Source organism: Massilia sp. FBCC-B171, from assembly GCF_059134155.1.
In genome coordinates this window covers 5,411,408-5,423,589 of record NZ_CP101443.1, presented here as the reverse complement: position 1 = coordinate 5,423,589, position 12,182 = coordinate 5,411,408, and the positions used below count along the sequence as shown (strand labels likewise).

The 12,182-nt window shown below is 62.9% G+C and carries 12 protein-coding genes; 6 read left to right on the top strand and 6 right to left on the bottom strand.

Features of this window, described 5'->3' with window-relative positions; translation table 11 throughout:
- Positions 1-99: 99 nt before the first annotated feature.
- Positions 100-258: a hypothetical protein gene (locus NMB41_RS24485; protein ID WP_494382938.1), complete on the top strand. Its 159-nt coding sequence runs from the start codon at positions 100-102 to the stop codon at positions 256-258.
- Between the two features lie 2 nt (positions 259-260).
- Here NMB41_RS24485 and NMB41_RS24480 read toward each other — a convergent pair whose 3' ends face one another.
- A complete protein-coding gene (locus NMB41_RS24480; protein WP_494380328.1) occupies positions 261-866 on the bottom strand; it encodes a UbiX family flavin prenyltransferase in 606 nt (201 codons plus the stop codon).
- Positions 859-1,176 (bottom strand): Grx4 family monothiol glutaredoxin, encoded by a 318-nt coding sequence (grxD, locus tag NMB41_RS24475; RefSeq protein WP_494380327.1) that lies wholly within the window; start codon positions 1,174-1,176, stop codon positions 859-861. Before grxD ends, NMB41_RS24480 begins: the two co-directional genes overlap by 8 nt.
- Before the next feature lie 156 nt (positions 1,177-1,332).
- Here grxD and NMB41_RS24470 point away from each other — a divergent pair, with 156 nt between their 5' ends.
- Positions 1,333-1,641, top strand: a complete 309-nt coding sequence (locus NMB41_RS24470) for a hypothetical protein (protein WP_494380326.1) — start codon at positions 1,333-1,335, stop codon at positions 1,639-1,641.
- Positions 1,642-1,708: 67 nt separating this feature from the next.
- Here the strand turns inward: NMB41_RS24470 and NMB41_RS24465 are convergent, their stop codons facing one another.
- The 4 genes from NMB41_RS24465 to NMB41_RS24450 form a co-directional block, all read right to left on the bottom strand.
- The gene (locus NMB41_RS24465) at positions 1,709-2,155 is read right to left on the bottom strand and encodes a GNAT family N-acetyltransferase (RefSeq protein ID WP_494380325.1); all 447 of its coding nucleotides are present in this window, start codon (positions 2,153-2,155) and stop codon (positions 1,709-1,711) included.
- A 3-nt stretch (positions 2,156-2,158) separates the two neighbouring features.
- The gene (locus NMB41_RS24460; protein WP_494380324.1) at positions 2,159-4,513 is read right to left on the bottom strand and encodes a Tex family protein; all 2,355 of its coding nucleotides are present in this window, start codon (positions 4,511-4,513) and stop codon (positions 2,159-2,161) included.
- 105 nt (positions 4,514-4,618) lie between these two features.
- Positions 4,619-5,164 (bottom strand): DUF2812 domain-containing protein, encoded by a 546-nt coding sequence (locus NMB41_RS24455; protein WP_494380323.1) that lies wholly within the window; start codon positions 5,162-5,164, stop codon positions 4,619-4,621.
- On the bottom strand, positions 5,161-5,499 hold the full coding sequence (locus NMB41_RS24450) for a PadR family transcriptional regulator (protein ID WP_494380322.1): 339 nt from the start codon (positions 5,497-5,499) through the stop codon (positions 5,161-5,163). The genes NMB41_RS24455 and NMB41_RS24450 overlap by 4 nt, the downstream gene beginning before the upstream one ends.
- 240 nt (positions 5,500-5,739) lie before the next feature.
- On the opposite strand from NMB41_RS24450, the gene NMB41_RS24445 reads away from it, so the two are divergent.
- The 4 genes from NMB41_RS24445 to NMB41_RS24430 all read left to right on the top strand — a co-directional run bounded on the left by NMB41_RS24445 (position 5,740) and on the right by NMB41_RS24430 (position 11,948).
- Complete coding sequence (locus NMB41_RS24445) at positions 5,740-8,856, top strand: DEAD/DEAH box helicase (RefSeq protein ID WP_494380321.1); 3,117 nt, start codon at positions 5,740-5,742, stop codon at positions 8,854-8,856.
- Between the two features lie 251 nt (positions 8,857-9,107).
- Positions 9,108-10,301, top strand: a complete 1,194-nt coding sequence (locus NMB41_RS24440) for a PAS domain-containing sensor histidine kinase (RefSeq protein WP_494380320.1) — start codon at positions 9,108-9,110, stop codon at positions 10,299-10,301.
- A 19-nt stretch (positions 10,302-10,320) separates the two neighbouring features.
- A complete protein-coding gene (locus tag NMB41_RS24435) occupies positions 10,321-11,001 on the top strand; it encodes a response regulator transcription factor (protein ID WP_494380319.1) in 681 nt (226 codons plus the stop codon).
- A gap of 242 nt (positions 11,002-11,243) precedes the next feature.
- Positions 11,244-11,948 carry a transposase gene (locus tag NMB41_RS24430; RefSeq protein ID WP_494380318.1) on the top strand — a complete coding sequence of 235 codons (705 nt, stop codon included), beginning with the start codon at positions 11,244-11,246 and terminating at the stop codon, positions 11,946-11,948.
- Positions 11,949-12,182: the final 234 nt, after the last annotated feature.

Sequence of the window (12,182 nt, the reverse complement as noted above, 5' to 3'; positions counted from 1 at the left end):
TTACAAATTTTCTTCCGAGTCGGGCAGTACAAATTGTCCGGGTTGGCGCATAATCAAATTCTCACAGCCGAGGAACGTGCGCCAATGAAAAGCAATTACATGAACACTGCCCAGCTGAAAGAACTCATGACTGCGCCGCCGATGACGGCCGCGCGCCATGCGGAGGTGATGCGCAAACGCATCGCCCAGCGGCGTATGTTGGAAGAAGCACGGGAATTGAAAAAGGCCGGTGACAGCGACCATTTCATGAAACGCTGAGTTCAGCTGGCTGGAGCGTCCGGCGTGCCCCGCATGCCGGTCCAGCGTGGCGCCGCCACGTTGTCGATGCCCAGCAAATCCAGCACCCGGTCGAGCGTATGGTCGACCATCTCGTCGATACTGGCCGGGCGGTGATAAAAGCTCGGCAATGGCGGGAAAATAATCCCGCCCATTTCCGTGACCGCCGTCATATTGCGTAGGTGCGCCAGGTTCAGCGGCGTTTCGCGCACCATCAGCACCAGTCTGCGCCGTTCTTTTAATATGACGTCGGCCGCGCGTGCGACCAGATTATCGGCCAGGCCATGCGCTACGGCGGCCAGCGTCTTCATCGAGCAGGGCGCGATCACCATGCCATCGGTCTGGAACGAGCCGCTGGCAATCGATGCACCGATTTCCCGATTTTTATGCACGACGTGGGCCAGCGCCTCGACGTCGCGCCGCTGCATTCCAACTTCCTGGTGCAGGGTCAGGGAGGCGGCATCGGAGACCACGAGGTGGGTCTCGACGCCGGGAACGAGCGCCAGCCTTTGCAGCAGGCGCACGCCATAGACCGCGCCGGTCGCGCCGGTGATGCCGACGACAATGCGGCGCGATCGTTGATCAGGCATTTTTCGGGAACATGGCCTGCAGTTCGCCCGACGCGTACATCTCGTTCATGATGTCGGTGCCGCCGATGAATTCGCCGTTCACGTACAGCTGCGGCACGGTTGGCCAGTTCGAATAGTCCTTGATACCCTGGCGCACTTCCGGATCTTCCAGCACGTTGACGGTGGCGATGTTATCGACGCCGCAGGCTTTCAGGATCTGGATGGCGCGGCCGGAAAAGCCGCATTGCGGGAACTGCGCGGTGCCCTTCATGAACAGCACGACCGGGGTGGTGGTCACGGTCTCTTTGATCCAGGATTGTACGTCGCTCATGTGCTTGCCTTCGGTGAGAAAATGGGGGATGGCGCCATTCTATAAGAAATCGACCGCGGCGGTGCGGCGCAAGCGCCCACTTCGCCTGCTGCCAGGCAGGCCGGCGATTGCGGTATGATCGCCCGGTTTCTCTTCTGCCAACGATCAGGATTTCCCATGCTACAAGCTCCCAAGGTCGCACCCTCAGCCGTTTTCAACCTGGTACTCACCTTCGTGCTGGGCTTTGTCGGACTCTACGACATTTACAGCGGCATCACACGCGACGGCGCCGGCGTCATCATCACGGGACTGGCCCTGACCATTTACGCAGCCGTGCTGCTGCGCGACGCCCTGCACATCAGGAAAACCGGCCAGCCTGCGATGAGCCGCAAGCGCATGAACCAGATCGGCCTGGCCTGCCTGGCGCTGTATGTGTTTGGCATCCTGGTCAAACGCGTGCCGGAGATGGCGCAGTTTTTTAGTTAAACCGAATTGCCGGGAACGATGGTGGCTCATGGGTAACGTACGGTCCGCCACTTTCATCGGCTATCGCTTAAGCCATGCGCTTGCCAAGGCAAACCGATGCTTCGCGCCCTGCATACCTGCCGTAATTTTCGACCGGCAGATAGCCGTGCCGCTCATAAAACGCGAGCGCCCGCAGGTTGATTCTCCTGGTCGACAGCCACACTTCCCGATACCCGAACGCCAGCGCCTGCGCTTCCAGCTCGCCCAGTAAAAAGCGCCCGGCGCCAGTGCCCGGCCTGGCATACATCCGCTTCAGTTCCGCCACGCCCGGCGCCAGCGGCCGCAATGCGCCGCAGCCGAGCGCCGCGCCGGCGCCATCGCGCGCCACCAGAAAAACCGCACCCGGCCCGCGCACGTCGTTCGGGTCGAAGGAACCCGAGCCGCTGTCGCCGCAGATCGCCGCCAGCGCCGCCTCGAGTTCCGCAATTAAGGCGCGCGCGTCGGCACTGCTTGGGTCGAGCGGCGCGCAGACCACGGCTTATTTGCGCAGCTTGGCAAAAGCCGCCGCCATCGCGCCTGCCGCATCCTGCGCGGCAGGGCGTTCCTGGCGCTGGTGCTGGGCCACGCGTTTGCGGTCGTCGCGGTCGCCGCGCTGCTGGGGCTGCGATCCCGGCTGCGGCGCCGAATCGCTCAGGCGCATCGTCAGCGCAATGCGTTTGCGTTTCGGATCGACTTCCAGCACTTTTACTTTGACCACCTGGCCCGCTTTGACGACCGTGTGCGGATCTTTCACAAACGTGTTCGACAGCGCCGAGATGTGCACCAGGCCATCCTGGTGCACGCCGATATCGACAAAGGCGCCAAAGGCGGCGACGTTGGTGACCACGCCCTCTAAAATCATGTCCGGGCGCAGGTCGCTGATCTCCTCGACGCCTTCCTTGAAGGTCGCGGTGGTGAATTCCGGGCGCGGATCGCGTCCCGGCTTTTCCAGCTCTTTCAAAATGTCGGTGACGGTCGGCACGCCGAATTTGTCGTCCGCATACTTGGCCGGATTCAGGCTTTTCACCAGGGCGCTGTCGCCGACCACCGCCTTCATGTCGCGTTTTACGTCCGCCAGGATCTTTTGCACGACCGGATAGGATTCCGGGTGCACTGCCGAAGCATCCAGCGGGTTTTCTCCGCCCATTACGCGCAGGAAGCCGGCGGCCTGTTCGAAGGTTTTATCGCCCAGGCGCGGCACGGCTTTCAAGGCCGCGCGCGAAGCAAAAGCGCCCTTCATGTCGCGGTAGCTGACGATGCTCTGGGCCACGCTGCTCGATAATCCCGACACCCGCGCCAGCAGCGGCGCCGAGGCCGTGTTCACGTCCACGCCGACCGCGTTCACGCAATCCTCGACCACGGCGTCGAGCGAACGCGCGAGCTGGGTCTGCGAGACGTCGTGCTGGTACTGGCCGACGCCGATCGATTTCGGGTCGATTTTTACGAGTTCCGCTAAAGGGTCTTGCAGGCGGCGCGCGATCGAGACGGCGCCGCGGATCGAGACATCCATGTCCGGCAATTCGCGCGAGGCGAATTCGGAGGCCGAATACACCGAGGCGCCGGCTTCCGAGACGACGATCTTGGTGAGTGTGAGTTCCGGCCGGGCTTTAATGAGATCCTGCGCCAGCTTGTCGGTCTCGCGCGAGGCGGTGCCGTTGCCGATCGAGATCAGGGAGACGTTGTGCTTCGCGGCGAGCTGGCCCAGCACATGCAGCGAGCCGTCCCAGTCGTTCCTCGGCTGGTGCGGGTAGATGGTGGCCGTGTCGACCACTTTGCCGGTGGCGTCGACCACCGCCACTTTCACACCGGTACGCAGGCCCGGGTCCAGGCCCATGGTGGCGCGCTGGCCGGCAGGGGCGGCCAGCAGCAGCGCTTTTAAATTGCGCGCGAACACGTTGATGGCGTCGAGTTCGGCTTTTTCGCGCAAGGCCCCCATCAATTCCGTTTCGATATACATAAAACTTTTCACGCGCCAGGTCCAGCGCGCGGTGTCGAGCAGCCATTTGTCGGCCGGGCGGCCTGCGCTCTTGATGCCGAAACGGGCGGCGATGCGGCTTTCGCACGGATTGTGCGGGGCGTCCCATTTTGGCTTTTCCGCCTCGGTGTCCAGGCGCAGCACGACGTCGAGGATGCCTTCGCGGCGCCCGCGCATCAGGGCCAGCGCCCGGTGCGAGGGGACGCTGGCGAGCGGCTCCGAGTAATCGAAATAGTCGGCGAATTTTTCGCCTTCGTCTTCCTTGCCGGCGACGACTTTCGATTCGACCACGCCGTGATCCTGCACGTATTCGCGCAGTGCCTGCAGCAGGGTCGCGTCTTCAGCAAAGCGTTCCATCAGGATCTGGCGCGCGCCGTCGAGCGCAGCCTTGGTGTCGGGCACGCCCGGGTTGTTCACGCCATCGGCATTGCTGAACGCCTCGCGCAGGTATTTGGCCGCTTCTTCTTCCGGATTACGCGCCGGGTCGCTCAATAAATCGTCGGCCAGCGGGGCCAAGCCGGCTTCGACCGCGATCTGCGCCTTGGTGCGGCGCTTCTGTTTATATGGCAGGTATAAATCTTCCAGGCGGGTTTTGTCTTCGGCCAGCGCGATTTGCTGCAGCAGCTCGGGCGTCATCTTGTTCTGCTCGGTGATCGAGGAGATGATCGCGCTTCTCCGGTCTTCCAGCTCGCGCAGGTAGCGCAGGCGCTCTTCCAGCAGGCGCAGCTGGATGTCGTCGAGGCCGCCGGTGGCTTCCTTGCGGTAGCGTGCAATAAACGGGACGGTGGCGCCTTCATCCAGCAAGGCGATGGCGGCGGCAACTTGCGCCGGCTTGGCGGCCAGTTCGATGGCGAGGCGTTGTTCGATGGAAGGCAGCATGGGGCAGTAAATCCGTGAGTCAGGCGGGCAGTGTTACGCAAACGGGAGGAATGCGCCAGTCTTGACAAGGGATTTTCAGCAAGCGGCCATGCCGCCCGCCATCGATCAACCGGCCGGCGCCGCGCGAATCTGGCGTATGCGGCGCAGCAAGCCCACGATCGTGTACGGCACCAGCAGCAGATACACGGTGAATATGATCCCGATGATCACGCGTCCCGGCATCGATACCTCGGCAAACAGGGCCTGTTTGTCCGAGTTCATCATCGCGATGAAAGCGGGCACGCCGGTGCAAATCAGTATTGCCAGCACCACCTGGAATTTCTTCGTTTTCGAGACGCTGTCGGTATAGATGTCGGGCGCGCGGCCATTCACGACGGGGGTGCACCAGTATTCCCAGCCGATCGTCGTGGCGGCAAGTTTCCAGCCTGCATCCTGCATCAACTGGTGGAAGTCGGCCTTGCCGGCGGCACTCGAATAATCCACGCGATAGGCGACGTCGGCCGGTGCGCCGCGGCGAAAGGTCCAGAAGCTCAGCGGGTTGACGTCCACCAGGTGCAAGCCCTGGTTTGCCATCGCGCGCAGCCAGGCTTCCTGCTCCTCGTCCTGGTGCGCCAGGAAAAATTTAAAGATTCTGACCATCGCCTCCTTCATGCCGCTTCTCCTTTTCCCATTGTCGACAGTGCGAACTGCCCGTTGCGCACCATGATGGCCAGGCGCCTTACCTGTTCGGCCAGCACCAGCCTGCCTTTTTCCGTCAGCGCATAAGTCTTGCGCCGCTCCACTTCGCTCACCTTTTCGATCAGGCCCTGTTTTTCCAGGGTGCCGAAGGCGCCGTACAGCGTGCCGGGACCGATGACGACCGCCCCCTGGCTCATGCTTTCCACCTTCTGCATCAATGCGTAGCCGTGCAGTGGTTCGTCCAGCGCCGCCAGCACGTAATAGGTCGCCTCCGACAGCGGCAACAGCTTTGCAAAATTGATGTCCATACCAGCTCCCCGTTGTATTGCCCCGGTATATCGAGTGACGACATATCGTTTATCGATATAGTAGCAGCGCCGATTCGCGTGTCAATGACTTTTTTGAAAGCCAGCAATATGCCATGATGGGAGGCCATTCTTTCGCAAAATAAAGATTTCTCAGGTACGTGCGATCACGAACAAAACTGAAGTGCCCGTATGAGAGATAATGGTGTTTGTTGTTTTTTTTCATACAGGTTCAAGGACCCAATGCACACAGTTGATTACCCACGCGAACACGCGAACGATGCCCCGGCCCCGCGCGCGACGCCGGCACGCGCGCCCGCATTGCCCGCACCGGTGACAACCTGGCTGCAACGGGTCGAGGCAGCGGCGCATCCGCAGCCCAAGCTGACCCTTGAAGTCGCCGATCCGAAGGCAGTCCAGTACAAATTCGTGTATGTGATGGCGCCCACCAGCGGCGGGCGCCACGTGGCCATCTGCCTGTGCAAGGCGCGCCTGCGCCCGAATGGCGAAGTCGCCGCCGCCAGTCCCGTCAACGAAGTGTTTTCGCTGCTGTCGGCCCCGCCCGCCTACCTGGAAGGCGAGGACGAAGACCTGGTGCGTTTCTTCATCGCCATGCGCAGCGGTTCTTCGCAAAGCACCAGCGCAACCGAGCCCAAGGGCAAGGTCGGCGCCATCCTGCTCGATTTGTTGCTGCGCCAAGGCAAGCTGCTGTGGGCAAATTCTTGGGCCGACATGGCGAATGGCCTGGTCTATCCGCTGCAAGGCGGCCCGACCCGGCAAGCCAATCTCGCCTGGCGCGACGAAGGCCGGGCGGCCAAGCTCGGCTGGTCGGTGGAGCCGGCCAATGGCGCGAACCACCCCGGCGCCGACCTGATCGACTACATGCTGCCGACCGATCCGCCGTGGTATATCGACAACTTGTCCTGCGGCCCGCTGGCCCTGAACCGCGGCGGCGTCGACATCTCGCTGGCCGAACTGCAAGCCCTGGTGGCGCAAGCGCCTGTGCTGACCGGCAACGATAAAAAACGCGTCTCGCAACTGCTGCTGGCGCATGGCTTGCAAGAATTGATGCCGCTGCCGCAGCCGCTCACCCAGCGCCTGCGCAATGACGTCACACCGCAACCCTTCCTGCTGCTCGATTCGGTGGCGCTGGCCGACACCGGCGCCCAGCGCTGGCACGATTTCGCCGTGCTGTCCTTCGATTACGACGGCCAGCGCGTCTCGTTCGACCCGTCCCAGCGCGTGGTGCGCCAGATTGGCGACGTTACCGAAATCATCGACCGCGATGCGGCCGCCGAAGCCACGGCGCTCGAGAAACTCGCCGAACTCGGTTTTAAAAAGCCGGCAACCACGCCGCTGTCGGGCGTTCCCGGCGCGGTGCAGCTGGAAAGCCAGGCGCACTGGCTTCGCTTTGCCGAAAGCGACCTCGATGCGCTGTCGGACGCCGGCTGGCACCTGCAGAAGTCGTCCAAGTACCGCTACGACGTGGTGCCGGTGGAAGACTGGTATGCCGAGATCGACGAGCCGGAAGAGGCGGGCAAGGCCTGGTTCGAGCTCGAGCTCGGCATTGTCGTGAATCGCCAGCGCGTGCCGCTCTTGCCGGTGCTGGTGCAGATGATCCGCAACGCGCCGATGGACTTCGATCCGGCGGTGCTGGCCGCCCATGGCGAAACCGACCAGATGCTGGCCACCCTGCCCGAAGGCCTGCGGGTTGCCCTGCCATGGGCACGCGTAAAACCGATCCTGGCGACGCTCGGCGAGTTGTATTTCAATGACAAGATCAAGCAGCGCGTGCGCCTGTCGACGCTGGACGCGAGCCGGCTCGAGGAACTGGCGCGCGGCGTCGAGATGCGCTGGTTCGGCGGCGAGCAGCTGCGCGAGACCGGCCGCAAGCTGAGCCAGTTCGGTTCCGTGAAAAAGGTGGCCGCGCCCGCCGGCCTGCGGGCGACCTTGCGCGACTACCAGCTCGACGGCTTGTCGTGGATGCAGTTCCTGCGCGAATACGACCTGGCCGGCATCCTGGCCGACGACATGGGTCTCGGCAAGACCGTGCAGACCCTGGCGCACATCCTGACGGAAAAAGAGGCAGGCCGGTTGACCAGCCCGGCGCTGGTGATCGCCCCGACCAGCCTGATGACCAACTGGCAGGAAGAAGCCGCCCGTTTTACGCCCGACCTGCGCGTGCTGCTGCTGCAAGGCAAAGAACGCATGGACCTGTTCGACCAGATCGAGCAGGCCGACATCGTGCTGACCACCTACGCATTGCTGCCGCGCGACGAAGAAAAGCTGCGCGAACACCACTATCACCTGGTGATCCTGGACGAATCGCACTACATCAAGAACACGCGCTCGAAAGCGGCGCAGACGGCCGGTTCGCTGAATGCCAAGCACCGCCTGTGCCTGACCGGCACGCCGCTGGAAAATCACCTGGGCGAACTCTGGTCGCAGTTCCACTTCCTGCTGCCGGGCCTCTTGGGCGAGGAAAAAGCCTTCAATACCCAGTTCCGCCACCCGATCGAGCGCCAGGACGATCCGGTACGGCGGATGTTATTGAACCGCCGCATCCGTCCTTTCCTGCTGCGCCGCACGAAAGACAATGTCGCCAAGGAATTGCCGCAAAAGACAGAGATGGTACGCCGCGTCGAACTGACCGGCCCGCAGCGCGACCTGTACGAAACCGTGCGCCTGGCGATGGACAAGAAGGTACGCGAGGAAATCGACCGCAAGGGCGTGGCGCGCAGCCAGATCGTGATCCTGGAAGCGCTATTGAAACTGCGCCAGGTCTGCTGCGATCCGCGCCTGGTCAAAGCCATGCCGTCGAAAAAGAACACGGCCGCCATTTCCGCCAAGCTGATCGACCTGATGCAGATGGTCGACGATTTATTGGAAGAAGGCCGCAAGATCCTCGTGTTCTCGCAGTTCACCAGCATGCTGGCGCTGATCGAAGAGGAACTTGCCGCACGCGGCATCCGCTACGCCATCCTGACCGGCGAAACGCGCGACCGTTCGGCCCAGGTGGCCGCCTTCCAGCAGGGCGCCGTGCCGATTTTCCTGATCAGTTTAAAGGCCGGCGGCGTCGGCCTGAATCTGACCGCGGCCGATACCGTCATCCATTACGACCCATGGTGGAACCCGGCGGCGGAAAACCAGGCCACCGACCGCGCCTGGCGCATCGGGCAGGATAAACCGGTCTTCGTCTACAAATTGATTGCGAAAGGCACGCTGGAAGAAAAGATCCAGCTGCTGCAGCAAAAGAAATCGGAGCTGGCGAACTCGATCCTGGCCGAAGGCGAATCGCAAAAGATGGCGCTGACGCAGGAAGACCTGCAGGCAATTTTTGCGCCGCTCGCGGAACAGTAAAACGTTGTCGCAAGAAGCCACAAAGGCCCGCCGCGCGCGGGCTTTTTTTCGCCTGCCGCGCCAGTTTCTATGCGCGGTGAACAGGATTTCGCACGAAACTGGCGTGATTCGAAAGATATTGAACACATTTGTAAATACAGGGCCACTTTCGCTGCAACGCTTATCTATACAGAAGGGCGTGCGCGGCGATATACTCTTCCGCGGCCTGCGTTCCGGCCGATGAATTTTCCCTATTCCTGGAAGGTATTTGGATGAACCGCAGCGCCAGCACCGACGGTTCCGGCAGCACCGGCTTGGCGCTGGCCGAGCAATTTCGCGTCATTGCCGAAATCGGCGGCGATATCGCTTTCAGCATCGATTGCGCCAGCGGCGAGCTGCGCTACGTCAGCCCATCCATCGAACAACTGGTCGGCTATACCCCGGCCGAGGTGGCCGCCGGCATCGGCCCTGGCGCCAACGGCCCGCTGGCGGCGCTCTGCGCCGGCTTGCCGGAACGTCTGCGGCGCCTGCGCGCGGGCGACCGCAGCCGCCTGCGCCTGGTGCGCGAAGCGGAGTTCCATGGCGCGCACGGCTACCCGGTACCGGTCGAGATCATCTCCTCGGTGCTGGTCGGCGACGACGGCCGCCCGCAGGCATTGGTGGGCCTGGTACGCGACCTGTCGCCGCGGCGCCTGCGCGAGGCCGAGCAAAAGCGCTTCGCCAGCATGCTGAACCACGAATTTCGCACGCCCCTGTCGACCATCGACGGCGCCGTCCAGCGCCTGGAAGCGACTTGCTCCCATGCCGACGAGGCGACGCGCGCCCGCTACCGCAAGATCGCCCTGGCCACCGACCGCCTGATCGCCATGCTCGACGACTACCTGTCGCCCGAGCGCATGGCCGGTATCGGCAGCGAACGCCAGCCGACGACGCTGGCGCCGCGCGCCTTGCTGGAAGAAGGGCTGGCGCAGCTGCGTGCCGCCGGCCGCGTGGCCAGCATCAAGACGCGCGAACTGCCGGCCAGCCTGCGCTGCGAGCCGGAAGGCCTGCGCCTGGCGCTGAAGGTGTTAATTGACAATGCGGTCGCCTACTCGCCGCCGACCTCGCCCGTGGTGCTGAACGGGCGCCTGGCAGCGAGCGGCGTCGAACTGGCCGTGCGCGACCACGGTCCCGGCGTGCCGCAGGACGAGCAAGTCCGCGTGTTCGACAAGTTTTATCGCGGAAGCAATGCCGCCGGCATGCCGGGCAGCGGCCTGGGCCTGTACATGGCGCGTTCGATCGTCGAAGTGCACGGCGGCATGCTGAGCCTGGTCACCCCGGCCGGCGGCGGCGCCGAGTTCCGCATCTGGCTGCCGGTGGCCGGTGCCGCGAAGCACCTTGCGCGGCAAGCCGCCAGCCCTGATAATCCGGCGCTGACCGGGACACCGTCGGCCGCAATGGCCCTGCCACCATCTGGCAACACCTAAACAAAAAGATGGCTTACCGATGACGCAGATATTGATTGTGGAAGACAACGGCGACTACGCCGGCGACATGGCCGATTTCCTGCGCGAACTCGAGCATGAGGTCACGATCGCCACCTCCGCCGGCGAAATGTGGGCCGCGCTGACGCGTACCCCGGCCGCGGTCGTGGTGCTCGACCTTGGCTTGCCCGACGAAGACGGCTTTACGGTGATTCCGCGCATGCGCCAGCTGTATCCGGAGATTGGCCTGCTGGTGCTGACCGGACGCGTCGCTTTTGATAACCGCATCCTCGGCCTGCAACTCGGCGCCGACCATTATTTAACCAAACCAATTAAATTCCCGGAACTGGCCGCCCACATCGAAGCCCTGGGCCGCCGCGTGCGCCCGGCCGAACCGGCGCCGGCGCCCGTGAAATGGACGCTGCGCGTGAGCGCGCGCCAGCTCGAGCTGATGGGCAAGGTGATCGATTTGACCGAAAAGGAATTCAATTTCCTGCACCTGTTGACGATCAACACCCGCCCGGTCCCGCGCGCCACCATCGTGGCCGGCATGGGGGGCGACGATCCGGATGCAAGCCGGCGCGTCGACATGCTGGTGTACCGGCTGCGCAAGAAGACGCGAACGGTGTTGGGGCAGGAGTTGCCGCTGCGTAGCGCGTATGGCGAGGGGTATAGTTTGTCGGCAGGGTTCACGCTGGCCTGACGGGTTTCGTAGGGTGGGCTCTTGAGCCCACGCGGTGCGGCGTGGCGGTTCGAAATGCATTTCGATTACGGAAACGTTGCACCGCGTGGGCACAGGTGCCCACCCTACGAATTGCTCGGTTCTCCTGTTGCGTATAAAACGGGACAGAGTCGTCGACGATATTAGACGGCGCAAAATAAATCAGGGACACGGTCCCTCGCGCCGCGCTAGAATACCGCCATCCGCCTTCACCGCCCGCGACCATGGCCCGCCAACCCCGCCTCATCCTCCCCAAGCAACCGCACCACATCCTCCAGCGCGGTAACGACCGCCAGCTAGTCTTCCGCGAACCGGAAGACTACGCGCGCTTCCTGGCCTGGTTGCTCGAGTCGGCCCGCTTCTACCGCGTCGCCATCCACGCCTACGCCTTGCTGCCGACCCACCTGCACCTGCTGGCCACGCCCGAGACCGAAGAAGGTTTGGCGGCGATGATGCAAAAGCTCGGCCGCTTCTATGTTCCCTGGTACAACAGCAAATATGGGCGCGCCGGCGGCCTGTTCGAAGGCCGTTTTCGCACGGCCGTGGTCGATACCGATGCCCACTTCCTGATGTGCAGCCGTTTTATTGAACTGGCGCCGGTGCGCGAGGGAGAGGCGGGCGAGCCGGCGGCTTATTCGTGGTCGAGTTACCGCCACCACGCCGGCATTCACGCCGACGCCGTCGTCACTGACCACGCCCAGTTCTGGCGGCTGGGGAATACCCCCTTCCAGCGCGAGGCGGCCTATATCGACCTGGTGGGGCAGGGCATTGGGGCCGATGAACTGGCGCACATCGCCGGCGCCGTCCAGAAAGGCCAGCCGCTCGGCAGCCAGGCGTTTAAATTGGATCTCGAACGCCAGACCCAGCGCCGTATCCTGCCGGCCAAGCGCGGCCGCCCGTTCAAGACCGCGCCTACCAACGCGGCTTAGCAGTTAATTGCTTAATTGATGGGCAGAAGCAATTTTCTGCTACTGCGAAGCCCCGCGTGCAAATTTTGAACGGTATCGAACGCGAATATTTCAATAAATTTAACCTGTCCCTATTTATTCAATCCGTATGGAATAGTGGATTTAATTCGACTCCGACCCTCATTGTTTCGCTTGCCGTCTTTGTTGCATTGCACTATTCTCGACCTTCACCCCTGAAAAAGCTGTGGAGAGTCC

What these genes read in the sequence shown, in the direction of transcription:
- NMB41_RS24480 (WP_494380328.1), bottom strand. Translation starts at nt 866, where the DNA reads ATGCCTGATCAACGATCGCGCCGCATTGTCGTCGGCATCACCGGCGCG.
- NMB41_RS24460 (WP_494380324.1), bottom strand. Translation starts at nt 4,513, where the DNA reads ATGCTGCCTTCCATCGAACAACGCCTCGCCATCGAACTGGCCGCCAAG.
- grxD (WP_494380327.1), bottom strand. Translation starts at nt 1,176, where the DNA reads ATGAGCGACGTACAATCCTGGATCAAAGAGACCGTGACCACCACCCCG.
- NMB41_RS24440 (WP_494380320.1), top strand. Translation starts at nt 9,108, where the DNA reads ATGAACCGCAGCGCCAGCACCGACGGTTCCGGCAGCACCGGCTTGGCG.
- NMB41_RS24435 (WP_494380319.1), top strand. Translation starts at nt 10,321, where the DNA reads ATGACGCAGATATTGATTGTGGAAGACAACGGCGACTACGCCGGCGAC.
- NMB41_RS24445 (WP_494380321.1), top strand. Translation starts at nt 5,740, where the DNA reads ATGCACACAGTTGATTACCCACGCGAACACGCGAACGATGCCCCGGCC.
- NMB41_RS24485 (WP_494382938.1), top strand. Translation starts at nt 100, where the DNA reads ATGAACACTGCCCAGCTGAAAGAACTCATGACTGCGCCGCCGATGACG.
- NMB41_RS24450 (WP_494380322.1), bottom strand. Translation starts at nt 5,499, where the DNA reads ATGGACATCAATTTTGCAAAGCTGTTGCCGCTGTCGGAGGCGACCTAT.
- NMB41_RS24430 (WP_494380318.1), top strand. Translation starts at nt 11,244, where the DNA reads ATGGCCCGCCAACCCCGCCTCATCCTCCCCAAGCAACCGCACCACATC.
- NMB41_RS24470 (WP_494380326.1), top strand. Translation starts at nt 1,333, where the DNA reads ATGCTACAAGCTCCCAAGGTCGCACCCTCAGCCGTTTTCAACCTGGTA.
- NMB41_RS24455 (WP_494380323.1), bottom strand. Translation starts at nt 5,164, where the DNA reads ATGAAGGAGGCGATGGTCAGAATCTTTAAATTTTTCCTGGCGCACCAG.